This window comes from Rathayibacter sp. VKM Ac-2927, from assembly GCF_022815525.1.
GTDB classification, from domain to species: domain Bacteria; phylum Actinomycetota; class Actinomycetes; order Actinomycetales; family Microbacteriaceae; genus Rathayibacter; species Rathayibacter festucae.
In genome coordinates this window covers 715,306-737,979 of sequence record NZ_JALGRT010000003.1, presented here as the reverse complement: position 1 = coordinate 737,979, position 22,674 = coordinate 715,306, and the positions used below count along the sequence as shown (strand labels likewise).

Genomic DNA, 22,674 nt, shown 5'->3' with positions numbered 1-22,674 from the left:
CGCCCTCCGCTCCGTGCGCCGACGGCGCGCTCCTGCCAGTGAACCCCAGACGTGTGACGCTCGTGTTTCCGAGCCCGCCGCGGCCGATCAGCCGAGCGACGCGACCCACTCCGAGCTGCCGTCGACGAACGACTGCTCCTTCCAGATCGGCACGGTCGCCTTGATGTCGTCGACCAGGGCCGCGCAGGCCTCGAAGGCCGCGGCGCGGTGGGCGGAGGCGACGGCGCAGGCGAGCGCGAGGTCGCCGACCACGAGGTCGCCGACCCGGTGCACCGCGGCGACGCGCACCTCCGGGAACCGCTCGACGATCCGCCGGGCCGAGGCGAGCAGGGCGGCCGGCGCCTCGGGGTGCGCCTCGTAGGAGAGGCGCAGCACCCCGCGGCCCTCGTCGTGGTCGCGGACGATCCCGGCGAAGGTGACGACGGCGCCGTGGGTCGGCGACTCGACGGCGTGCTCGCACTCGTCGACGGTGACGGGGTCGCGGGCGATCCGGGCCAGGGCGACGGGATCAGCGGACATGATCGCCCCCGCCCAGCTGGTCCAGCACGTGGCCGATGATCGGCTCCAGCACCTCGATGCCGTCGCGGACGCCCCCGGGAGAGCCGGGCAGGTTCACGATGACGCTCCGGCCGCTGACTCCCGCGCGCCCACGGCTGAGTACCGCGGTGGGCACGTGCGCGGCCCCGCGCGCGCGGATCGCCTCGGCGAGTCCGGGCAGCTCGCGCTCGAGCAGCGGCGCGGTCTGCTCCGGAGTGACGTCGCTCGGTGCGACGCCCGTGCCGCCGGTGGTGATCACCACGTCGATGCCGGCCGAGAGCGCATCGGAGATCGCCTCGCCCACCGCGTCGCCGTCGGCGACGACGACCACGCGGCCGCTCCAGCCGCGGCTCTCGAACCAGGCCAGCAGCGCCGGGCCGGTGCGGTCCTCGTAGACGCCCGAGGCGGCGCGGGTGGAGGCGACCACCGCGACCGCGGTGCGGCTCACGACCGGCTCCACGAGCCGCTCCTGCCGCCCTCTTTCGCCAGGACCCGTATCCCGGTGATGACGGCGCCGCGGTCGACGGCCTTGATCATGTCGTAGACCGTGAGCGCGGCGACGCTGACCGCGGTGAGCGCCTCCATCTCGACGCCGGTGCGGCCGCTCGTGCGCACGCGCGCCTCGATCCGGACCCGGTCGTCGCCGGGCTCGAGGTCGATGTCGACGCCGTCGAGCACCAGCGGGTGGCAGAGCGGGATCAGCGCGGAGGTGGCCTTCGCGCCCATGATCCCGGCGATGCGCGCGACGCCGAGCGCCTCGCCCTTGGGCAGCTCGCCCTGCGCGAGGAGGCGGACGACGTCGGGAGTCGTCTCGACGAACCCCTCCGCGACCGCGACCCGCGAGGTGACCTGCTTGCCGCCGACGTCGACCATGTGCACGGCGCCGTCGCCGCGGACATGGGTCAGCTCCGTGCCGTCGGCCGTCCCGCCGCTTCCGGTCGTGTCCGTCGTGTCAGTCATCGATCCTCCAGATCTCGACCGTGTCTCCGGTCGCGGCGTGCTCGGTCCCGATCGGGACGTGGATCAGCACGTTCGATCGAGCGTAGGACGCGAGCAGGTGCGAGCTCGGCCCGCCGACGGCGTGCACGAGCCCTTCGTCGTCGAGGGTGCCGCGCCGGATCTGGTGCAGATGCCCGGGGGAGTCGAGCGGCGTGGCCAGCCGCGCGCGCAGCCGGGGACGCTCGGCCGGCAGCCGGCCGGCGAGGGAGCGGAGCACGGGGCGCAGGAACAGCTCGAACGAGACCAGGGCGCTGACCGGGTTGCCCGGCAGCGAGACGATCGGCAGGTGCAGGTCGTCGCGGACCCGGACCAGGCCCAGGCCCTGCGGTCCGCCCGGCTGCACGGCGACGTGGCCGAACTCGGAGCCGGCCGCCCCGAGCGCGTCGCGGACGACCTCGTAGGCGCCGGCGCTGACCCCGCCGACGGTGATCGCGAGGTCGGCCTCGGCCGCGTGCGCGTCGAGGAGCGCGAGGAGGTCCTCCGCCCGGTCGCTGCCGCAGGGCACCACGATCGGCAGGCCACCGGCCTCGCGGACCGCCTCGGCCAGCAGTGAGCCGTTGGCGTCGAAGATCTGGGCGTCCTCGAGCTCCGAGCCGGCCGCGCGGATCTCGTGCCCGGTCGGCACGACCAGCACGCGGACGCGGGGGAGCACCTCGACCTCGGTCAGGCCGAGCGAGGCGAGCAGCCCGTAGTGCGCGGCGCGGAGGACGGTGCCGGCGGGCAGCGCGAGCTCGCCTTGCCTCGCGTCGCTGCCCCGGGCGCGGACGAAGGCCGCCGCGACGACGGGGCGCGAGAAGGCGACCTGGGCGTCGGTGCTGCCCGGGGCAGGGAAGCGCGGGGGGTCGACGGTCTCGATCGCGACGACGGCGTCGGCCCCGGCCGGCAGCGGCGAGCCCGTCATGATCGGCACCGCGGTGCCCGCCTCGTGCCGGGGAGCGCGGTCGCCGGCCGGGATCGGCGCGGCTACGGGCAGCGAGACCGGGCTGCCGGCGCTCGCCGCGGCGAGGTCCGCCGCGCGCACCGCGAAGCCGTCCATCTGCGAGTTGTCGAAGCGCGGCAGATCCAGCGGCGCGTCGACCGAGCGCGCGAGCACCCGGCGGTCGTACGCACCCGGGTCGGCGGCGACGGCGGCGGGAGCGAGCGTCAGCGTCTCGCGGGCGCCGCGGGTGGCCAGCGGCGAGAGCAGCGCGCGCACGCGGGCGGCGTGCAGATCGATCGAGGTCATCGGGTCCTCTCGGAGGTCCTGGCCGGCGAAAGCGTTCCTGACGGGGCGGGGCGTTCCTGACGGGGCGGAGGCGTTCCTGACCGGCGGCAGGGACGTCTCCATCTTGCCCGCTCCGGCCCGGATCCGGCGCGTAGTCTGTCCGGATGAGCACAGCACTCGGGATCCCCGGCATCCGGCCCCGCCCACGCGGTGCGGTCCTCCCGGCCGAGCGGCCCGAGACCCCGCTGCTGCTCGACAGCTACGGCCGCGTCGCCGACGATCTGCGCATCTCGCTGACCGATCGCTGCAACCTCCGCTGCACCTACTGCATGCCGGCCGAGGGACTGCCGTTCCAGCCGCCCGCGTCGCTGCTGAACCGCGAGGAGATCGTCCGCCTCGCCCGCATCGCCGTCGAGCAGTTCGGCGTCCGCCAGATCCGCTTCACCGGCGGCGAGCCGTTGCTGCGCAAGGACCTCGTCGACATCATCCGCGACGTCGCCGCGATCGAGCCGCGCCCCGAGATCTCGCTGACCACCAACGCGATCGGCCTCTCCGGCCGCGCGCAGTCGCTCGCCGACGCGGGCCTGGACCGCGTGAACGTCTCGCTCGACTCCATCTGCGCCGAGACCTTCGCGAAGGTCACCCGCCGCCCCTTCCTCGACCGGGTCCTCGCCGGCATCGACGCGCTCGGCCCCGCCGGGCTCAAGCAGACCAAGATCAACGCGGTTCTGCTGCCCGGGATCAACGACCACGAGGCGCCCGAGCTGCTCGCCTGGGCGCTCGCCGGAGGGCACCAGCTCCGCTTCATCGAGCAGATGGCCCTCGACGCCGACCACGGCTGGGACCGCTCGACCATGATCACGGCGGCGATGATCCGCGACCTGCTCTCGGAGCGCTTCGTCCTCACGTCGAACGCCGCGCCTCGCGACGGCGCGCCCGCCGAGCTCTTCGACGTCCGCGCGATCGGCTCCGACGAGCTGCTCGGCACCGTCGGCATCATCGCCTCCGTCACCGAGGCGTTCTGCGGCGACTGCCGCCGCACCCGGCTCACCGCCGAGGGCGGCGTCCGCAGCTGCCTCTTCTCCAACGAGGAGACCGACCTGCTCGGCGCGATGCGCTCCGGCGCCGACGACCACCACGTCGCCCAGCTCTGGCGCGGCGCGATGTGGGCCAAGCCGGCCGGCCACGAGATGAACCGGGCCGGCTTCGTGCAGCCCGAGCGCACCATGAGCGCGATCGGCGGCTGAGCGTGCGCGTCCGCTACTTCGCCGCGGCGAAGGCCGCCCTCGGGCGCGCCTCCGACGAGCTCGACGGCGTGGCCGACCTGGCCGCCCTGGAGGCTGAGCTGGTCGCCTCCGCGCCGTCCGCGGCCGACGTCCTCGCGCGCTGCAGCTACCTGGTCGACGGCGTCTCGACGACCGACCGCGCCACGCCGCTGCCCGCCGGCGCCGCGGTCGACGTCCTGCCGCCCTTCGCCGGCGGCTGACCCCTGCGCCCTCGCCGTTCTGCAGGCTCGTGTCCGTTGTGCAGGAGATCTCGGCTCCGGTCGGCCGCGCCACGCGGCGAGACGGCACAGGGAACGCGGAAGACCTGCGAATCGGACCTCCGACCGGATCAGCGCCAGCCCACCATCCCGCCGAGCAGAGAGTCGGAGGCGATCCCCGCCGCCGCCGCCCGGTCGGCCGCGATCCGCGAGCGCACTCCCGAGGCGCAGTGCAGCACCAGCGGCCCCGCGGGCAGCATCGCCGGATCGAACCGCGACATCGGCAGCCGCACGGCCCCGGGGATCGCGACGGAGCGGTCCTCGTCGTCCTCTCGCAGATCGACGACCATCGGCGGCGTCGGCCCGGCGAGCCGCGCCCGCAGCTCGTCGGCGGTCACCGCTCCGGCCACGGCGAGCACCACAGCCACCGGCGGCACCGCGCGGGCCAGCGGCAGCTCGCTCCAGGTGCCGTCCAGCGCGTCGTGCACGACGACCCGCCCGAACAGCGGCTCGCCGACGCCCGTCACGAGCTTGACCACCTCGCTCGCCATCGCCGAGCCGATCGCCGCGCAGAGCGAGCCGAGAACCCCGACCGTCGCGCAGCTGTCCGCCGCGTCCTCGGCCCCGGGGTGCAGGGCGCGCAGGGTGACTCCGCCCCCGGGCGCGTCGGCCCAGAACGTGGACAGCTGGCCGTCGAAGCCGAGCGCCGAGCCCCAGACGTGCGGGACGCCGGTCCGGGTCGTCGCGTCCGAGGCGAGGTAGCGCGAGCCGAAGGTGTCGAAGCCGTCGACCACCACGTCCCAGCCGGCGACGAGCGCGTCGGCGTTCGCACCGGTGAAGGAGACGGGGAAGGCCTGCACGTCGATCCCGGGGGAGAGCCGCCGCGCGGTCGCCGCCGCGGACTCCGCCTTCGACGAGCCGATCGACGACTCGTCGTGCGCCGTCTGCCGCGCGAGGTTCGACGCCTCGACGACGTCGCCGTCGACGATCCCGAGATGCCCGACTCCGGCCGCGGCGAGCGCCGTGATCACCGGGGAGCCGATGCCGCCCGCGCCGAGGACGAGCACCCGCGCGTTCCGCAGGCGGCGCTGCCCGAGCTCGCCGAGCGGCGACAGCCGGATCTGCCGGGCGAAGCGCTCGCGCTCGGCGGCGCTCAGCGCCGGCCCGGGCTCCACCAGCGGGATCACGGCGCCACCTCGTCGAGCCGCCACTGGCCCTCCACTGCGATCGCGCGGAACCCCACGGCCTCGTTGACGGCGAGCATCGGCCGGTTCTCCTCCGCGTTCCAGGTGTAGACGACCCGGCAGTCCGGATCGGCCACGGCCAGGTGCTCGAGCGCGTCGAGCTTGAGCAGCATGCCGAGCCGGTGCCCGCGGTGCGCCGGCTGCACGAGCGTCGCGCCCCAGAGCGCGGCGCGGCCGGGCAGCACGTCGACGGTGCAGTAGCCGACCGGCCGGTCCTCGTGCAGGGCGACCGAGGTCAGCTCCACCCGTCCACCGGCGGTCGACTCGCGGTCGTGCGCCTCGAGGCGCTCGCGGGTCCAGGTCTCCTCCGGCACCGACAGCCCGGCCGTGGGCGCCTGCGCGGACATGCTCGCGCGCAGGGCGAGCATCCCGTCGACGAGCTCCGCGGGCGTCGCGCCGCTCCAGTGCCGCAGCTCGTAGCCCTCGGCGTGCGCCAGGGCACCGCGGCGCCGGGACGCGGCGAGCACGGGGTCCAGCGGCAGCCGCACCGCGCTGACCCGCTCCACCTGTTCCAGCACCCAGCCGCGGGAGGCGAGCCAGCGCGCGCCGGGATCGTCGGCCGGAACGGAGCCCGCCCCGGAGCGCGCGGCCCGGCGCGGCCCCGAGCGGTCGGCCCGGTGCGCCGTCCAGGTCTGCAGCACGGTGCGCCCGAGCGCGTGCGCCTCCGCCGTCAGCCGCTCCAGCAGGGCGGAGCCGACCCCGCGCCCGCGCTCCGCGGCGAGGACGGAGAACGCCAGCCAGGCCGCGTCGTCGCCCTCCTCGGTGCTCCAGTGCAGCTCGCCGCTGCCGACCGCGCGGACGCCGTCGTCCGTCATGACCTCGGCGAGGAATGCGCGGCGCGGGTCGAACTCCTGCTGCCGCCACTCGCCGAGGTTCGTCTCGGCGGGGAAGCCGAGCTCGTCCGTGCCGGTGCCCTCGGCCTCGACGGCGTTGCCGATCGCGGTGAGGGTGACGAAGTCGTCCCAGCCCTCGGCGCCCGGGTGCTCGGGGATCGGCAGCTCGCGGATCCGGAGCGCGGGGTCGGTGGGGCTCGTCACCTCCCCAGTGTGCACGCCGCCGGGCCGCACCGCGCGGTTCCGGGCACGACGGAGCCCGTCGAGTACCGTAGGGAGCGTTTTCGAGCGGAGCGAGGCGGCCGGGTGTACCTGAAGAGCCTGACCCTCAAGGGGTTCAAGTCCTTCGCGCAGCCGACCACGTTCGCCTTCGAGCCCGGGGTCACCTGCGTCGTCGGGCCCAACGGCTCGGGCAAGAGCAACGTCGTCGACGCTCTCGCCTGGGTGATGGGGGAGCAGGGCGCGAAGACCCTCCGCGGCGGCAAGATGGAGGACGTCATCTTCGCCGGCACCTCCACCCGGGGCCCGCTCGGCCGCGCGGAGGTCGCCCTCACCATCGACAACACCGACGGCGCACTGCCGATCGAGTACACCGAGGTGACGATCAAGCGCACCCTGTTCCGCAACGGCGGCAGCGAGTACGCGATCAACGGCCGCGCCTGCCGGCTGCTCGACGTCCAGGAGCTGCTGAGCGACTCCGGTCTCGGCCGCGAGATGCACGTCATCGTCGGCCAGGGCCAGCTCGACGCCGTCCTGCACGCTACCCCGGAGGAGCGCCGCGGCTTCATCGAGGAGGCGGCCGGCATCCTCAAGCACCGCCGCCGCAAGGAGAAGACCCTCCGCAAGCTCGACGGCATGCAGGCGAACCTGACCCGCCTCTCCGACCTCGCCGGCGAGATCCGCCGCCAGCTCAAGCCGCTCGGCCGCCAGGCGGAGGTCGCCCGGCAGGCGCAGACCATCGCCGCCGTCGTCCGCGACGCCCGCGCGCGCCTGCTCGCCGACGACGTCGTCACTCTCCGCACCGCGCTCGACGGCTTCGCCCGCACCGAGAGCGAGCGGCACAGCGAGCGCCTCGTGCTGCAGGAGCGGCTCGAGCAGAGCACGCTGCGCACCGCCCGGATCGAGTCCGAGATGGTCGGCGACGCGGTCGACGACGCCCGGCGCACCACCTTCGAGCTCGAATCGGTGCAGGAGCGGCTGCGCAATCTGGCGGCGCTCGCCGGCCAGCGCCTCGCCCTGCTCGAGGCGGAGTCGGAGCAGCCCGCCGTGCAGCCCCGCGTCACGGCGCCGATGGTCGAGGAGGCGCGCGCCGAGCTGGAGCGCCTCCGCGTCGCCGTCCTCGACGCCGAGACCGCGTGGACCGACTCACAGAAGGCGACGGTGCGCGCTCGCGGCGCCCTGGACGCGACCGACGAGGAGATCGCGGCGCAGTCGGCGCTCGTCTCCCGGCACGACCTCGAGCTGTCCAAGCTGACCGGCCAGGCCGACACCGCCGCCTCCCGCCTCGCGGCCGTCCGCGGCGAGGTCCTCCGCGCGCAGAACACCCTCGACTCCGCCGTGCAGCGCCGCGAGGCGGCCCAGCGCCAGCTCGACGCGCTCGAGGACGAGATCGGCGAGGCCGGCGGCGGCACCGACGGCACGCTCGACGAGGGCTACGAGCTCGCGCAGTCCTCGGTCTTCGAGGCGGAGGGCGAGATCGAGCGGCTCCGCGAGGAGCTGCACGCGCTCGAGCGCGAGCGCGACGGACTCGCCGCCCGCCGCAGCGCCCTCTCGCTCGCCCTCGACGTCTCCGACGGCTCGGCCGAGCTGATCGCCACCCGCCTCGACGGCATCCGCGGCCGCGTCGCCGAGCGGATCCAGGTCCGCCCCGGCTACGAGGCGGCGATCGCCGCGGCCCTCGGTGCCGCCGCCGACTCCGTGCTCGCCGACTCGCAGCCGCACGCCGAGGCCGCGCTCGACGAGGCGATCCGTCGCGAGCTCGGCCGGGTCGAGCTGCTGATCGGCGACGCCGCCCGCCCCGCCCTCGCGATCGAGGTGCCGGAGGGAGCGACCCGCGCCGGCGATCTCGTCACCGGCCCCGACGGCGTCCTCGCCCTCCTCGAGCAGGTCGTCGTCGTCGACGACCTCGACACCGCCCGCCGGCTCTGGCCCGCGCTGGCCGGCGGCGAGCACCCCGTCACCGTCGTCACGCGGGACGGCGCCTCGGTCTCCGACGCCGTGCTCAGCGGGGGAGCGGGCGGGCAGCGCAGCCGCCTCGAGCTGGTCTCCGAGCGCGACGCGGCTGCGAGCCGGCTGGAGGAGATCGAGGGCCGGATCGACCGCCTCCGCTTCGACCTCGCCGAGCAGACCGGCGCCCTGCGCGCCGCCAAGGAGCAGTCGCGCCTCGCCCTCGCCGCCCTGCGCGAGCACGACGCCGCCCGCGCCGCGCACACCGAGCGCCTCGGCCGGGTCCGCGCGCAGCTCGAGGGCGCCACCGCCGAGCTCGGCCGCGGCGAGAAGGCCCTGACCATCGCCACCGAGCGGGTCGGCGACGCCGAGGCCGCCGCGCAGAGGGCGAAGGGCGAGCTCGACGTCGCCCGCTCGCGCCCGCGCCCGGTCCTCGACGTCAGCGCCCGCGACGGCCTCCAGCGCGAGGTCGACGCGGCCCGCGAGCGCGAGATCGAGGCGCGCCTCGGCGTCGAGACCGCCAAGGAGCGGGTCCGAGCCGAGCAGTCCCGCGGCGAGTCGCTCGAGCGCCAGCTCGCCGCCGACCGCGCCGCCGCCGACGAGGCCGCCCGCCGCGCCGTGATCCGCCGCCGCCAGCACGACGCCGCGGCCGACGTGACCGGCGCGATCCCCGCCGTGCTCGCCTCCGTCGACCGCTCGGTGCAGCAGTCGCGCGCCGAGCTGCTCCGCGCCGAGACCGCGCGCTCGCAGCAGAACGAGGAGCTGCAGGCGCTGCGCCGCGAGGAGGGCGTGCTCCGCGACCGGCTGCAGAGCGTCACCGAGAGCGTGCACGGCCTGGAGCTGCAGATCTACGAGAAGCGCCTGCAGCTCACCGGGCTGCTCGAGCGCGCCGGCTCCGAGCTCGGCCTGGTCGAGGACGTGCTCGTCGCCGAGTACGGCCCCGAGGTCCCGGTCCCCGACGAGGCCGACGCCGAGGCGCCCGCGCGCCCGTTCCTCCGCGACGAGCAGCGCCGCCGGCTGGACAAGGCCGAGAAGCAGCTCGGCCAGCTCGGCCGGGTGAACCCGCTCGCCCTCGAGGAGTTCGCGGCTTTGGAGCAGCGCCACGTCTTCCTCACCGAGCAGCTGACCGACCTCACCAACACCCGCCGCGACCTGCTGACGATCATCGAGGAGCTCGACGAGACCATGCAGACGGTCTTCGCCTCGGCCTTCGACGACACCCAGGCCGCCTTCGCGGACGTCTTCCCGGTGCTCTTCCCCGGCGGCACCGGCAGCATCCGGCTCACCGATCCGGAGAACCTGCTCACCACCGGCATCGAGGTGGCGGTGCGCCCGGCCGGCAAGAAGATCGAGCGGCTGTCGCTGCTCTCCGGCGGGGAGCGCTCGCTCGCGGCGGTGGCCTTCATGGTCGCGATCTTCAAGTCGCGGCCGAGCCCGTTCTACATCATGGACGAGGTGGAGGCGGCGCTCGACGACGCGAACCTCGGCCGCCTGCTCAGCATCTTCCAGGACCTCCGCACGTCGAGTCAGCTGATCGTCATCACGCACCAGAAGCGCACGATGGAGATCGCCGACGCCCTCTACGGCGTCTCGATGCGCCAGGACGGTGTCTCCGCGGTGGTCGGTCAGCGCGTGGAGGCTCCGGCGGTCTGACGCCCGCGTCCGATTCGCAGGCGATGCCGGCCGGCAGGCCCGTTCTGCCGCAGGTGCAGGCGCCGCGAAGGGCGGATCGCCTGCAGATCGGACGTCCGCCCGCCGGTAGCCTGGGCGCATGGCAGAACGCAGCTCCTGGTCGCTCGGTCGCGCACTCCGCGGCCTGTTCGAGAAGCGCACGATCGACGAGCAGACGTGGGACGACCTCGAGACGGCCCTGATCACCGCCGACTTCGGGCCCGACATCACCGAGGAGATGGTCGAGGACCTCCGCGCCAAGGTCGCCCGCTACAACACCACCGACCCGCGCGACCTCCAGCGCATGCTCCGCGAGTCGCTCGAGGAGCGCCTCTCCAAGTACGACACGACCCTGAAGCTCAGCGAGCGGCCCGCGGTCATCCTGGTCGTCGGCGTCAACGGCGTCGGCAAGACCACGACCATCGGCAAGTTCGCGAAGTTCCTCCGCAACTTCGACCGGAGCGTCGTGGTCGGCGCCGCCGACACCTTCCGCGCCGCCGCGGTCGACCAGCTCGCCACCTGGGCGCAGCGCGCCGACGCGCAGATCGTCCGGCCGCAGCAGGAGCGCCAGGATCCGGCCTCCGTCGCCTACCAGACCGTGGAGTACGCGAAGACCTACGGCATCGAGATGGTCATCATCGACACCGCCGGCCGCCTGCACACCAAGGGCGGCCTGATGGACGAGCTCGGCAAGATCAAGCGCGTCGTCGAGAAGCAGGCGCCGATCTCCGAGATCCTCCTCGTCCTCGACGCGACCACCGGTCAGAACGGCCTGATGCAGGCCCAGGCCTTCATCGAGCACGCCGGCGTCACCGGCCTCGTCATCACCAAGCTCGACGGCTCCGCCAAGGGCGGCTTCGTCCTCGCCGTCCAGGAGAAGACCGGGATCCCCATCAAGCTCGTCGGCCAGGGCGAGGGCATCAACGACCTCACCGGCTTCACCCCCCACGTCTTCGCCGCCCAGCTCGTCGCCTGACCGGGGGAGCCCTCCCGCCCCCTCCGCGAGATGCCACTTGCGTACGCGACACGCCGAGAAACACGTGCACAAGTGGCATCTCGCGAAGCAGTTCAGTCCCCGCCGCAGCGTGAGTCACCACTGACCGCCGGGCCGAGAGTGGACGCGAACCGAGTTCTGCGGGCGGGCCATGGCCCGAGACGGATCGACTCGGCGAACAGCCCTCTCGGAAGACCGGCCCCTTTGCTGATCGAGTAGCCCGCGGAGCGGGCGTATCGAGATCCACCAGCGTCAGACAGCGAGTCTGCAGACCACCCCTGCTGACGATCGTGGGTCTCGATACGCCCCTGCGGAGCTACTCGACCAGCGAGGGTCCCCAGGACCTCGTCCGCGAGATGCCACTTCTGCACTCGACACGCCGTGCAAGGCGTGCACAAGTGGCATCTCGCGGGGAGAGCGGGTCAGACCGCCTGGGAGAAGCCGAGGGCCGCGTCCGCCAGGTGGCGCAGGTGCTCCGGGACCGGCCGGCCCTTCGACTCCATCGAGCGGGCCCAGAGGCGACCGGCGCGGTACGAGGAGCGGACGAGCGGGCCCGAGAGCACGCCGAGGAAGCCGATGTCCTCCGCCTCCTCCTTGATCGCGACGAACTCCTCCGGGTGCACCCAGCGATCGACCGGCAGGTGCCGCGGCGTCGGGCGCAGGTACTGCGTGATCGTCACGATGTCGGTGCCCGCGTCGTGCAGGTCCTGCAGCGCCTGCGAGATCTCCTCGCGCTCTTCGCCCATGCCGAGGATGAGGTTCGACTTCGTGATCAGCCCCGCGTCGCGCCCCTGGGTCAGCACGTCGAGCGAGCGCTCGTAGCGGAAGGCCGGCCGGATCCGCTTGAAGATGCGCGGCACCGTCTCGACGTTGTGCGCGAACACCTCCGGCCGCGCGTCGAACACCCGCTGCAGGTGCTCGGCGCGCCCGGTGAAGTCGGGCACCAGGATCTCCACGCCCGTCCCGGGCGCCTGCGCATGGATCTGCCGGATCGTCTCGGCGTACAGCCAGGAGCCCTCGTCCGGCAGGTCGTCGCGGGCCACCCCGGTCACCGTCGCGTAGCGGAGGTTCATCCGCGCCACCGACTCGCCCACCCGGCGCGGTTCGTCGGCGTCGTAGTCCGCGGGCTTGCCCGTGTCGATCTGGCAGAAGTCGCAGCGGCGCGTGCACTGCGAGCCGCCGATCAGGAAGGTCGCCTCGCGGTCCTCCCAGCACTCGAAGATGTTCGGGCAGCCGGCCTCCTGGCAGACCGTGTGCAGGTCCTCGTCCTTCACCAGCGACTGCAGCTGCCGGTACTCCGGGCCCATCACGGCCTTGGTCTTGATCCACTCGGGCTTGCGCTCGATCGGCGTCTCGGCGTTGCGCACCTCGAGGCGCAGCAGCTTCCGGCCACCGGTCTCGGCGCTCACGCCGCGACCCCCGCGATCGCGTCCACGGCCGCGAAGGCGGGTGCCGCCTCCCGGAAGCGCGCCTCGACCCGGGCGCGCACCGCCGCCATCGACGGCGCCTCGCCGCGCTCGCGCTCGACGGTGGTCACTCCGGCATCGGCGATGCCGCACGGCACGATCCGGGAGTAGGGCTCCAGGCTGTTCGACACGTTGAGCGCGAAGCCGTGCATCGTCACGCCGTGCGCCACCCGGATGCCGATGGCCGCGATCTTGTCGGCGCCCTCGCCCCGGCGGATCCAGACCCCCGAGCGCCCGTCGACCCGCACCCCGGCGACACCGAGGTCGTCGAGCACGTCGATCAGCACGCCCTCGAGCGAGCGGACGTAGGCGACCACGTCGACCGGCTCGCGCAGCCGCACGATGGGATAGCCGACCAGCTGCCCCGGCCCGTGCCAGGTCAGCCGTCCGCCTCGGTCGACATCGACCACGGGGGAGCCGTCGACCGGCCGCTCGTGCGACTCCGTGCGCTTGCCCGCCGTGTAGACGGCGGCGTGCTCGCAGAGCACGAGCGTGCCCGGCCGGGAACCGGCGACCACCTCGCCGTGCAGCCGGCGCTGCAGCTCCCAGCCGTCGCGGTAGTCCAGGGGATCCGCGGCGTCGCCCGCGAGCAGTGTCTCGATCACCCGGCCACCCTAGACGAGTTCCTGCACTCGGTACAGTTAATCGACGCGAGCCGCCGTCGTCCGACCCCCGGGAAGGCTCCGGTAGAATTCCCGGCATCATGGCTACTTTCGGCACCCTCTCCGATCGACTCGTCGAGACCTTCAAGAACCTGCGCACGAAGGGCAAGCTCTCGGCCTCGGACGTCGACGGCACCGTCCGCGAGATCCGGCGCGCGCTGCTCGACGCCGACGTCGCGCTCGACGTCGTCAAGGCGTTCACCGGCAAGATCAGGGAGCGCGCCCTCGGCGACGAGGTGAACAAGGCGCTGAACCCCGCGCAGCAGGTCGTGCAGATCGTCAACGAGGAGCTCGTCGCGATCCTCGGCGGCAAGTCGCGCCGCCTCGAGTTCGCCAAGCGCCCGCCGACGGTCATCATGCTCGCCGGCCTCCAGGGCGCGGGAAAGACGACCCTCGCCGGCAAGCTCGGCAAGTACCTCGGCAAGGACGGCCACACCCCGCTCCTCGTCGCGGCCGACCTCCAGCGCCCCAACGCGGTGCAGCAGCTGCAGGTCGTCGGCGAGCAGGCCGGCGTCGCCGTCTACGCGCCCGAGCCGGGCAACGGCGTCGGCAACCCGGTCAAGGTCGCGCAGAACGCGATCAAGTTCGCCACCGACAAGCAGTACGACACCGTCATCATCGACACCGCCGGCCGCCTCGGCGTCGACGCCGACATGATGAAGCAGGCCTCCGACATCCGCCGGGTGACGAACCCGGACGAGGTCCTCTTCGTCATCGACGCGATGATCGGCCAGGACGCGGTCGCCACCGCGAAGGCCTTCCAGGAGGGCGTCGACTTCACCGGCGTCGTCCTCTCCAAGCTCGACGGCGACGCCCGAGGCGGCGCGGCCCTGTCGGTCGCCTCGCTCACCGGCCGCCCGATCCTCTTCGCGTCCACCGGTGAGGGCCTCGACGACTTCGAGCAGTTCCACCCGGACCGCATGGCGAGCCGCATCCTCGACCTCGGCGACGTCCTCACCCTCATCGAGCAGGCGCAGAGCGCCTTCGACGAGGACGAGGCGCGCAAGATCGCCGAGAAGATCATGGGGGACACGTTCACCCTCGACGACTTCCTCGGCCAGATGCAGCAGCTGCGCAACATGGGCTCGATCAAGAAGATGATCGGCATGCTGCCCGGCGCGAAGGGCATGCGCGAGCAGCTCGACCAGTTCGACGAGCGCGAGATCGTCCGCACCGAGGCCATCATCCAGTCGATGACCAAGGCCGAGCGGGTGAACCCGAAGCTGCTGAACGGCTCGCGGCGCCTCCGCATCGCCCGCGGCTCCGGCATGACCGTGACCGACGTCAACCAGCTCGTCCTGCGCTTCGACCAGGCCGCGAAGATGATGAAGACCGTCGCCAAGGGCGGCGTGCCGAACGTCCCCGGCATGGGCCCCGTGCCCGGTGCCGGCTACCAGGGCCGCCCCAAGCCGCAGAAGAAGAAGAGCAGCAAGTCGGGCAACCCGGCCAAGCGCGCCGCGGAGAACGCGGCGATCAGCTCCGGCCCGCAGTCCACGAACGCGGGCGGCTCGGGCTTCGGCCTCGGCGGTGGCTCCGGCGCGGGTGCGCAGCCCACTCCGGAGGAGCTGGAGCAGCTGCAGAAGCTCCTCGGCCGATGAGGGGCCTGCGCGCCGGTCTCGCGGTCGCCGCGGCGGCCGCAGTGGCCCTCGGGCTGGCCGGCTGCTCCGAGGGCTCGGGAGTGGACGCCGCCTCGGCCCCGTCGCCGGACGAGCTCGTCGGCCGCTGGGTCACGGGAGTGTCCTACGAGTCACCGGACGTCCCGTTCCTGCTCCTCGCTGAGGACGGCACCTGGACCGGCTCCGACGGGTGCAACGGCGTGCAGGGCGAATGGTCGATCGACGGCGAGGGCGCGCTGACCGTCGTCGCCGGCCCCAGCACGATGATCGCCTGCGACGGCGTCGCCCTGCCGATGATCTTCGCCGACGCGATGATGGCCTCGATCGACGGCGGCCGCCTCCGCCTCTTCGACGCCGACGGCGCCACCACCGTCAAGCTCGCCCGCTCCACCAGCGACGACGCCCCCACCGCGTCCGCCGACCCGGCCGGCGAGTAGCCGCCCCGGCCGGCCTCCCTTGGTCCGCTTGCTCTGCATGCTGGTCGAGTAGCCCCGCAGGGGCGTATCGAGACCCACAGCCGTCAGCACGAGAGCCGTGCAGTCCGCCCGCCGCGAGGTCTAGCGTGAAGGCATGACAACCGCTTCTCCGCGCCCCGTCCGCATCGGCGTCCAGATCGCTCCGCAGCACGTCTCCTACGAGGTCATCCGCGACACGCTCGCCGAGCTCGAGGACATCGGCGTCGACATCGCCTTCAACTGGGACCACTTCTACCCGCTCTCCGGTGAGCCCGACGGCCTGCACTTCGAGGGCTGGAGCATGCTCGCCGCCTGGGCCGAGCAGACCAGCCGCATCGAGTTCGGCCCGCTCGTCACCTGTAACAGCTACCGCAACCCCGACCTGCTCGCCGACATGGCCCGCACCGTCGACCACATCAGCGCGAAGGGCGCCGAGGGCCGCCTGATCTTCGGCATCGGCTCCGGCTGGTTCGAGCGCGACTACCAGGAGTACGGCTACGACTTCGGCACCGCCGGCTCGCGCCTCGACGAGCTCTCCGAGGCCATGCCCCGCATCCGCGCCCGCTGGGACAAGCTGAACCCCGCTCCCACCCGCGACATCCCCGTGATGATCGGCGGCGGCGGCGAGAAGAAGACCCTCCGCATCGTCGCGGAGCACGCCGACATCTGGCACAGCTTCTCCGACGTCCCCACCCTCGAGCGCAAGCTCGGCGTCCTCGCCGACTGGTGCGGACGCGTCGATCGCGACATGGACGCCATCGAGATCTCGACCGGCGCGAGTGTCCGCGGGGGCGTCGGCGACGCCTCCTTCGGCGTGCTCGACCAGCAGTTCGACCTCGGCGCCCGGCTCTTCACGCTCGGCATCACCGGCCCGGACATCGACCTCCAGCCGGTGCGCGACCTGCTCTCCTGGCGCGACGGCAAGAACAGCACCACCCGCTGAGTGGCTCCCCGGGGGTCAGCCGGGCGCGTCCGTCGCCCGCTGGTCCCCGGGGATCGCCTGCCCGAGCCCGGCCTTCTCCGCGGCGAGCACGAAGGCGTCCGCGAGCGCGACCTGGCCCTCGGCCGTCGGATGCACGCCGTCCTCGGCGAGCAGCCCGTCGGCGCGCAGCGGGTCCGGGTACTCGAGGGCGATCCCGCTTGCCGCGTCCACGGCGCCGACGAGCGCCGCATCGTACGCGTCGAGGTCCTCGGGTCGCGGATCCGGCCCCCACACCGAGTCGAGCGCGATCAGCTTCGCGGAGGGGGAGGCCTCCGCGATCGCCTGCACCGCCGGGCCCATCGCGTCGGCGACCTCCTCGGGCGTCCAGCCGAGGTCGTTGCTGCTGGCGATCAGCACGATCGCGTCCGGCCGGGTGTCGGCGATCTCCTCGGCCCGGTCGCCGATCGCGACGCCGCAGTCGCCGGGCTCGATGAAGCCGCCGCCGTCGCAGCCCAGGTTGACCACGTTCCAGCCCAGGTCGTCCCCGACGAGCGCCGGCCAGGCCTGTCCGGGATCGAGCCCCAGACCGCGGACGATGCTGTCGCCCACGATGGTCACCCGCGCGCCGGCGGGCAGCGCGCCGCCGAGGGCGAGGGGAGCGGAGTCGGACAGCGGATCCGAGGTCGGCGACGGTAGGGCAGTGGCCGTCGCGGTGGACGCCGTGGGTGTCGCACCCGCTCCGGCGGGAGCGCCGCTGGCACTCGAGCACCCGGCGAGAGCCAGCACGCTCGCGCCGAGCAGCAGCGCGCCTGGGAGGAGCCGTCGTGTCATGCCCGCGGGTCCTTGAGTCCGTCACGCAGCTCGCCCGCCAGAGCCCGGACCACGGCCTTCAGATCGCCGTCGTTCTCGGCCGCGGTGCGCAGCTGGCGCTGGTAGCTCGCTCCCGCGACCAGGATCAGCTCGACGTCGGCCAGCTCCGCCGCGCAGTCGAGCCGCTCCGCCACCGGCGCGAGCGTCGTGAGCAGATCGCGGATGTCGTCCGTGACGAGCCGCTCGTTCCCGGCGGCGTCGAGGATGATCTCGGCATCGAGTCCGTAGCGCGCCGCGCGCCACTTGTTCTCCCGGACGTACCAGGGCTGCATCGTCGCGAGCGTCCCGCCCTCGTCGAGCTGGGTGGAGAGGTGCTCGACCAGGCACTGGATCAGCGCCGCGACCGCGCCGATCTCCTCCGGCGAGGACAGCCCGTCGCAGGCGCGCATCTCGATCGTGCCCCACTGCGGCGAGGGGCGGATGTCCCAGCGGACCTCGGTGTGGTCGTCGATGACGCCGGTGCGCATCATGTCGTCGACGTACTCCTCGTAGTTCGCCCAGGCGCCGAACTGCGGCGGCAGCCCGGCGGTCGGCAGCTGCTGGAACATCAGCGCGCGGTTCGAGGCGTAGCCGGTGTCGACGCCGCCCCAGAACGGGCTGGACGCCGAGAGCGCCTGGAGGTGCGGGTAGTAGTCGAGGAGCGCGTTGAGGATGGTGAGGACCTTGTCGCGGTCCTCGATCCCCACGTGCACGTGGATGCCCCAGATCATCATGTTGCGGCCCCACCACTGGGTGCGGTCGATGAGCCGGTGGTACCGCTCCTTGTCGGTGATGGTCTGGTCGTACCACTGCGCGAACGGGTGCGAGCCGGAGCAGACGAGGTCCAGGCCCATCGGGTCGGTGATCTCGCGCACCTGGCGCAGCTGGTCCTGCAGGTCGGCGACGGCGTCGCGGACGGTGCGGTGCACCCCGGAGACCAGCTCGACGGTGTTCTTCAGCAGCTCGCCGGTGATCCGCGGGTGCGGCGATCCGTCCTCGCCCCGGAGCGCCTCGAGCACGACGTCGGCGACATTGGCGAGGTCGCCCGTCTGCCGGTCGACGATGGCGACCTCCCACTCGATCCCGAGGGTGGAGCGGTCGGATTCGGCGAAGGTGATCTCCATGACGGCGTCCTCGTCAGTCCGGCGTCCACCGGGGCGGGACGCGCCCCCACATCCTCGCACCAGAGACCGGAGCGGACGCCGAGTGACGGGTGTCAGTGTCGGGGCCGCAGGCCGGGGGTTTTTCTGGCAGAATGATCCGTCGGGTCCGAGGCGGTCGACCCTCTACTCACCGCCGAAGAAACCCCCTCGAGCTTCCGGCCGGGTGTGCACCCCACGCTCACGGCTCAGTTCATCCATCATCGACCTCACGGTCAACGACCACACAGGAGAATTGTGGCTGTCAAGATTCGTCTGAAGCGCCTCGGCAAGATCCGAGCGCCCTACTACCGCATCGTCGTCGCCGACTCGCGCACCAAGCGCGACGGCCGCGTGATCGAGGAGATCGGCCAGTACCACCCGACCGAGCAGCCCTCGTTCATGAAGGTCGACTCGGAGCGCGCGCAGTACTGGCTCGGAGTCGGCGCGCAGCCGACCGAGCAGGTCGCCGCGATCCTCAAGCTGACCGGCGACTGGGGCCGCTTCAAGGGCGACGCCGACGCCGTCAGCACCGTCCAGGTGAAGGAGCCCAAGGCTCCGTTCGTCGTCGACGCCAAGAAGAAGCCGGTCCTCAAGCCGAAGTCCGAGGCTCCCGCCAAGGCCACCGCGCCCGAGGCGCCCGCCGCCGACGAAGCCTCCACCGAGGCGTAGTCCATGCTCGCTCCCGCCGTCGAACACCTCGTCAAGGGGATCGTCGAGAACCCCGATGAGGTCAAGGTCGTGGCTACGAGCTCCCCGCGCGGAGAGGTCCTCGAGGTGCGCGTGCACCCCGAGGACCTCGGCCGCGTGATCGGACGTTCCGGTCGCACCGCCAAGGCCGTCCGCACTCTCGTCGCTGCCCTCGCCGACGGGCGACGCGTGCGCGTCGACGTCGTCGACACCGACAAGTAGGGTGGCGGCCCCCGCAGCGGGCACGACGCAGCTCCGCGTCGCCCGACTCACCAAGGCCCACGGGCTCAAGGGCGCGATCAAGCTCGAGCTCTACACCGACGAGCCCGACAAGCGCTTCACCCCCGGCGCCTCCTTCACCCTCCAGGTGCCGCGCACCTCCGAGTGGCACGGCAAGAAGCTCGAGCTCGTCGAGCTGCGCTGGTACAACAGCCACCCCGTCGCGTTCTTCAAGGGCATCGCCGACCGCGACGCCGCCGAGACCCTCCTCAAGGCGATCCTCTGGATCGACGAGGAAGTGCAGACCGAGCCCGGCGACGACGACTCCTGGTACGACTACCAGCTGGTCGGCATGTCCGTCGTCCGCGACGGCCGCGAGGTCGGCACGGTCCGCCGCGTCGACCACTTCCCCGCGCAGGACCTCCTGATCGTCGGCACGCCGTCCGGCGAGGTGATGGTCCCGTTCGTGAACGCGATCGTCCCGTCCGTCGACCCGGTCGCCGGCGTCGTCACCGTCACGCCGCCGATCGGCCTCTTCGAGGAGGCTCCCGAGGAGGAGCCCGCCGAGGTGGACCTCAGCGGTATCGACCTCTCCGACCCCGAGCTGGCCGCGGCCGCTCCGGTCGAGGACGAAGCCGACGCCGACGCCGAGTCCGCCGACGTGACAGCCGACTCCGTTCCGGCCGACTCCGCGGATGCCGCGACCCCGGACTCCCAGGAGGAGCCGCGGTCGTGAGGATCGACATCGTCACGATCTTCCCGGAGTTCTTCGGCGTCCTCGACATCAGCCTGCTCGGGCGCGCGCGCCAGAGCGGGCTGATCGAGCTGGGCGTGCACGACCTCCGCTCGTTCACCCACGACCGGCACCGCACCGTCGACGACACGCCCTACGGCGGCGGCGCCGGCATGGTGATGCGGCCCGAGCCGTGGGGCGAGGCGTTCGACACGATCCTCGATCCCGCGGCGGACCCGCTGGTGATCTTCCCCTCGCCCGCCGGCGAGGTCTTCACCCAGGCGACCGCACGCGAGCTCGCGCAGGAGTCGTCCCTCGTGTTCGGCTGCGGCCGCTACGAGGGCATCGACCAGCGCGTCGTCGACCACACCGCCGAGCGCGCCCGCGTGCGGATGATCAGCCTCGGCGACTACGTCCTCAACGGGGGAGAGGTCGCCGTGATGGCGATGATCGAGGCCGTCGGCCGCCTCGTGCCCGGCGTCGTCGGCAACCCGGCGAGCCTGGTCGAGGAGAGCCACTCCGACGGCCTGCTCGAGTACCCCAGCTACACCAAGCCCGCCTCCTGGCGCGGCCTCGACGTCCCCCCGGTGCTGCTCAGCGGCAACCACGGAGCGATCGCCGCCTGGCGCCACGAGCAGAGCGTCGAGCGCACCCGCCGCGTCCGCCCGGAGCTCCTGCCCTGACCCGCCTCCGCGCCTGGCCCCGATCCCGCGAGATGCCACTTGTGCACACCTTCTGCGGCGTGTCGCGCTCATAAGTGGCATCTCGCGGAGGGGGGTTACGTCGCGCGCGTCAGGGTGAGGTGGCGCTCGCGGAGGGCGAGGAAGAGGGGGAAGGCGAAGGCCAGGGCGACCAGGGGCGCGAGCAGGACGAGGATCCACACCCGCTTCATGCCGATGCGGCGGCCCTCGGCGATCATGAAGGCGACGGCGGCGATCGCCACCACCAGCAGGTCCGTCGTGATCGACGAGACCGCTGGTCCACCGCCCGCGAGGTCGCCGAGGAAGTCGACGCTCTCCAGCACGGCCCGGACGTTGTACGTCCAGGTGCCGACGAGGCCGGCGACGGCGAGCAGCAGGTAGATCACGGCGGGCGGCGTCCAGCCGCGGCGCAGCCGGCTCATCGCGCCACCTCGGCGGAGGCGCGGCGGACCGCGACGACTCCCGCGATCACGAGGGCGAGCACGACAGCGCCGCCGACGGCGAGGGTGAGCGCATCCGGAGCCACGATCGACTGCCCGCGCAGCGCCTGCCAGCAGGTCAGCGCGACGAGGGCGGACCAGGCGAGGGCCGCGAGCGCGACGAGCCGGAGGCGGAGGGTCGCGTCGCCGAGCAGCCGCACCCGCGTCGCCAGCCGTGCGAGCGCGAAGGCCAGCAGCGGCAGCCCCTGCAGCGCGTGCATCCCGAGGAAGTGCGGGATCCGGAGGTCGCCGCCCGTGGTGCTCCAGCCGAGCAGCGGCAGACCTGCGCCGCCGTCGTCCACGCCGACCGCGTGCGCACCGACGACTCCCTGGTAGTCCGAGAGCTGCGACGCGGTCGGCCCGGTCATCAGGAAGGCGAGCGCCATCCCGACGAGTCCGATCACGAGGCCGGCATGGACCGCGAGGGTGAGCGAGGGGTCGCCGAGCGGCACCCTCGCCAGGAGCGCCGCGAGCACCAGCGTGACCAGCCAGACGACGACGATCGACACCGCCATCGCCGCCCAGAGCGCCGAGTGCAGCGGGGTGGTGACGTTGAAGTGGCTCGTGACGCCGACCGCCGCGGCGCCGCCGATGACGACCATCTCGATCGCGAGACCGGCGACCGCGATGCTGCCGAGGATCCGCGCGAGTCGCCGGCGGCGCTCGGGGACGAGGCCGATCAGCCAGGCGAGCGTCAGTGCGTAGACGGCGATGGAGAGGCAGAACTTCAGCGGCTTCGCCCAGAGCGGCTGGCCGCCGAGCTCGCGCGGGTCGACGAGCAGCAGGACGAGGCAGGCCAGGACGCCGACCGCCATCGCCGCGGCGAGGACGAGGAGCGGGCGGTGCGGGCGGGCGGGGACCGCTGCCGCACGCTCCGGACGCTGGATCGTGGCGGTCAACGCGCCACCTCGGCGTTCTCTGGCACCGCGCTGTGCTCGGAGGCGGAGGTCGAGTCCTGCCGCTCTCCGAACCGCCGCTGCGTCTCCCGGGCCTGGGCGACCCGGCGCATCGACTGCAGCACGACATCACCGAGGGCCGTGCCCACCGCCGCGATCGACGTCTGCTCACTCACGCTGCTGCGCGCCTCGAGCTCGTCCAGGTCCGCGCTCGCGACGATCGCCGCCGCCCGGGCGTAGGCGTCGAGCCAGGACGGCGTCATGCCGCCCCCGGAGAGCTCCAGGGCGTCGAGCGCCCGAGCCGCTGTCCGCACGGCCGGGTGCTCGCAGTAGTCGTCCCCGACGATGGCCCGCACCCGCTCGAGCGCGTCGTCCGAGGCGACGGCCTCGGAGTCGACGTTCGCGGAGACGACGTCCTGCGCTACCTCGAACGCGACCGCCGGGGGAGCGCCCTCGTCCAGAACGGCAGTGATCCGCTTCGCGCCGGCGATGCCGACGCCGCCGCTCTCGATCAGCGCGCGGAGCAGGCGGAGCCGGGCGAGGTGCTCGTCGCCGTAGTCGGACCGCTGCGGCCCCGAGGCCCTGCCCGGCGGCAGCAGCCCCTCCCGGATGTAGTACTTGATCGTGGGCAGGCTGACGCCGCTGAGGCGGCTGAGCTCCGAGACTCGCATGCGGATAGTATTGCTGTCGGATACCGCTGCTGTCCAGTACTCGGC

General features: G+C 73.1%; 24 protein-coding genes. 11 read left to right on the top strand and 13 right to left on the bottom strand.

Going from position 1 to position 22,674, the window contains the following annotated elements:
• Positions 1 to 87: 87 nt before the first annotated feature.
• The 4 genes from MT353_RS12670 to glp are packed head-to-tail and all read right to left on the bottom strand — an operon-like array spanning position 88 to position 2,761.
• Positions 88 to 519: a molybdenum cofactor biosynthesis protein MoaE gene (locus tag MT353_RS12670; protein WP_243599096.1), complete on the bottom strand. Its 432-nt coding sequence runs from the start codon at positions 517 to 519 to the stop codon at positions 88 to 90.
• Complete coding sequence (locus MT353_RS12665) at positions 509 to 985, bottom strand: molybdenum cofactor synthesis domain-containing protein (RefSeq protein ID WP_243624686.1); 477 nt, start codon at positions 983 to 985, stop codon at positions 509 to 511. The genes MT353_RS12670 and MT353_RS12665 overlap by 11 nt, the downstream gene beginning before the upstream one ends.
• Complete coding sequence (gene moaC / locus MT353_RS12660; RefSeq protein WP_127886331.1) at positions 982 to 1,497, bottom strand: cyclic pyranopterin monophosphate synthase MoaC; 516 nt, start codon at positions 1,495 to 1,497, stop codon at positions 982 to 984. Before moaC ends, MT353_RS12665 begins: the two co-directional genes overlap by 4 nt.
• Positions 1,490 to 2,761, bottom strand: coding sequence for a gephyrin-like molybdotransferase Glp (gene glp, locus MT353_RS12655; protein WP_243599097.1), 1,272 nt, complete (start codon positions 2,759 to 2,761; stop codon positions 1,490 to 1,492). Before glp ends, moaC begins: the two co-directional genes overlap by 8 nt.
• A gap of 143 nt (positions 2,762 to 2,904) precedes the next feature.
• Between glp and moaA the strand changes: the two genes are divergently transcribed.
• Positions 2,905 to 3,987: a GTP 3',8-cyclase MoaA gene (gene moaA / locus MT353_RS12650; RefSeq protein WP_243624685.1), complete on the top strand. Its 1,083-nt coding sequence runs from the start codon at positions 2,905 to 2,907 to the stop codon at positions 3,985 to 3,987.
• Between the two features lie 2 nt (positions 3,988 to 3,989).
• Entirely contained in the window at positions 3,990 to 4,226 is a 237-nt protein-coding gene (locus MT353_RS12645) for a MoaD/ThiS family protein (RefSeq protein ID WP_308197315.1), read from the top strand.
• A 128-nt stretch (positions 4,227 to 4,354) separates the two neighbouring features.
• Here MT353_RS12645 and MT353_RS12640 read toward each other — a convergent pair whose 3' ends face one another.
• Both MT353_RS12640 and MT353_RS21990 read right to left on the bottom strand, forming a co-directional pair.
• A complete protein-coding gene (locus MT353_RS12640) occupies positions 4,355 to 5,410 on the bottom strand; it encodes a HesA/MoeB/ThiF family protein (protein WP_243624684.1) in 1,056 nt (351 codons plus the stop codon).
• Complete coding sequence (locus MT353_RS21990) at positions 5,407 to 6,504, bottom strand: GNAT family N-acetyltransferase (RefSeq protein ID WP_243624683.1); 1,098 nt, start codon at positions 6,502 to 6,504, stop codon at positions 5,407 to 5,409. Before MT353_RS21990 ends, MT353_RS12640 begins: the two co-directional genes overlap by 4 nt.
• A gap of 102 nt (positions 6,505 to 6,606) precedes the next feature.
• Between MT353_RS21990 and smc the strand changes: the two genes are divergently transcribed.
• Together smc and ftsY are read left to right on the top strand one after the other, a co-directional pair.
• Entirely contained in the window at positions 6,607 to 10,119 is a 3,513-nt protein-coding gene (smc, locus tag MT353_RS12630) for a chromosome segregation protein SMC (RefSeq protein ID WP_243624682.1), read from the top strand.
• Between the two features lie 118 nt (positions 10,120 to 10,237).
• The gene (gene ftsY, locus MT353_RS12625; RefSeq protein ID WP_243624681.1) at positions 10,238 to 11,113 is read left to right on the top strand and encodes a signal recognition particle-docking protein FtsY; all 876 of its coding nucleotides are present in this window, start codon (positions 10,238 to 10,240) and stop codon (positions 11,111 to 11,113) included.
• Between the two features lie 440 nt (positions 11,114 to 11,553).
• On the opposite strand, the gene lipA is transcribed toward ftsY, so the two are convergent.
• On the bottom strand, positions 11,554 to 12,540 hold the full coding sequence (gene lipA / locus MT353_RS12620; protein ID WP_243624680.1) for a lipoyl synthase: 987 nt from the start codon (positions 12,538 to 12,540) through the stop codon (positions 11,554 to 11,556).
• On the bottom strand, positions 12,537 to 13,202 hold the full coding sequence (gene lipB, locus MT353_RS12615; protein ID WP_243624679.1) for a lipoyl(octanoyl) transferase LipB: 666 nt from the start codon (positions 13,200 to 13,202) through the stop codon (positions 12,537 to 12,539). Before lipB ends, lipA begins: the two co-directional genes overlap by 4 nt.
• A 98-nt stretch (positions 13,203 to 13,300) precedes the next feature.
• On the opposite strand from lipB, the gene ffh reads away from it, so the two are divergent.
• From ffh to MT353_RS12600, 3 genes are all read left to right on the top strand, one after another.
• Positions 13,301 to 14,857, top strand: coding sequence for a signal recognition particle protein (gene ffh / locus MT353_RS12610; RefSeq protein WP_243624678.1), 1,557 nt, complete (start codon positions 13,301 to 13,303; stop codon positions 14,855 to 14,857).
• Complete coding sequence (locus tag MT353_RS12605) at positions 14,854 to 15,312, top strand: META domain-containing protein (protein ID WP_243624677.1); 459 nt, start codon at positions 14,854 to 14,856, stop codon at positions 15,310 to 15,312. The genes ffh and MT353_RS12605 overlap by 4 nt, the downstream gene beginning before the upstream one ends.
• 133 nt (positions 15,313 to 15,445) lie before the next feature.
• On the top strand, positions 15,446 to 16,273 hold the full coding sequence (locus MT353_RS12600) for an LLM class F420-dependent oxidoreductase (RefSeq protein WP_123732175.1): 828 nt from the start codon (positions 15,446 to 15,448) through the stop codon (positions 16,271 to 16,273).
• A gap of 15 nt (positions 16,274 to 16,288) precedes the next feature.
• Here MT353_RS12600 and MT353_RS12595 read toward each other — a convergent pair whose 3' ends face one another.
• Positions 16,289 to 17,083, bottom strand: coding sequence for an SGNH/GDSL hydrolase family protein (locus tag MT353_RS12595; RefSeq protein WP_243624676.1), 795 nt, complete (start codon positions 17,081 to 17,083; stop codon positions 16,289 to 16,291).
• The gene (locus MT353_RS12590) at positions 17,080 to 18,225 is read right to left on the bottom strand and encodes a glutamate--cysteine ligase (protein ID WP_132437826.1); all 1,146 of its coding nucleotides are present in this window, start codon (positions 18,223 to 18,225) and stop codon (positions 17,080 to 17,082) included. Before MT353_RS12590 ends, MT353_RS12595 begins: the two co-directional genes overlap by 4 nt.
• A 273-nt stretch (positions 18,226 to 18,498) precedes the next feature.
• On the opposite strand from MT353_RS12590, the gene rpsP reads away from it, so the two are divergent.
• From rpsP to trmD, 4 genes are read left to right on the top strand one after another with little or no spacing between them, the layout of a single operon-like run.
• Positions 18,499 to 18,912, top strand: a complete 414-nt coding sequence (rpsP, locus tag MT353_RS12585) for a 30S ribosomal protein S16 (protein WP_243624675.1) — start codon at positions 18,499 to 18,501, stop codon at positions 18,910 to 18,912.
• A gap of 3 nt (positions 18,913 to 18,915) precedes the next feature.
• Positions 18,916 to 19,152 carry an RNA-binding protein gene (locus MT353_RS12580; protein ID WP_123445714.1) on the top strand — a complete coding sequence of 79 codons (237 nt, stop codon included), beginning with the start codon at positions 18,916 to 18,918 and terminating at the stop codon, positions 19,150 to 19,152.
• Position 19,153: 1 nt separating this feature from the next.
• The gene (rimM, locus tag MT353_RS12575; RefSeq protein ID WP_243624674.1) at positions 19,154 to 19,885 is read left to right on the top strand and encodes a ribosome maturation factor RimM; all 732 of its coding nucleotides are present in this window, start codon (positions 19,154 to 19,156) and stop codon (positions 19,883 to 19,885) included.
• Complete coding sequence (trmD, locus tag MT353_RS12570) at positions 19,882 to 20,565, top strand: tRNA (guanosine(37)-N1)-methyltransferase TrmD (RefSeq protein WP_123445716.1); 684 nt, start codon at positions 19,882 to 19,884, stop codon at positions 20,563 to 20,565. The genes rimM and trmD overlap by 4 nt, the downstream gene beginning before the upstream one ends.
• Positions 20,566 to 20,660: 95 nt before the next feature.
• On the opposite strand, the gene MT353_RS12565 is transcribed toward trmD, so the two are convergent.
• From MT353_RS12565 to MT353_RS12555, 3 genes are read right to left on the bottom strand one after another with little or no spacing between them, the layout of a single operon-like run.
• On the bottom strand, positions 20,661 to 21,005 hold the full coding sequence (locus MT353_RS12565; protein ID WP_243599104.1) for a DUF2834 domain-containing protein: 345 nt from the start codon (positions 21,003 to 21,005) through the stop codon (positions 20,661 to 20,663).
• Positions 21,002 to 21,961 carry a hypothetical protein gene (locus tag MT353_RS12560; protein ID WP_243624673.1) on the bottom strand — a complete coding sequence of 320 codons (960 nt, stop codon included), beginning with the start codon at positions 21,959 to 21,961 and terminating at the stop codon, positions 21,002 to 21,004. Before MT353_RS12560 ends, MT353_RS12565 begins: the two co-directional genes overlap by 4 nt.
• Positions 21,958 to 22,629 (bottom strand): MerR family transcriptional regulator, encoded by a 672-nt coding sequence (locus tag MT353_RS12555; RefSeq protein WP_243624672.1) that lies wholly within the window; start codon positions 22,627 to 22,629, stop codon positions 21,958 to 21,960. Before MT353_RS12555 ends, MT353_RS12560 begins: the two co-directional genes overlap by 4 nt.
• Positions 22,630 to 22,674: the final 45 nt, after the last annotated feature.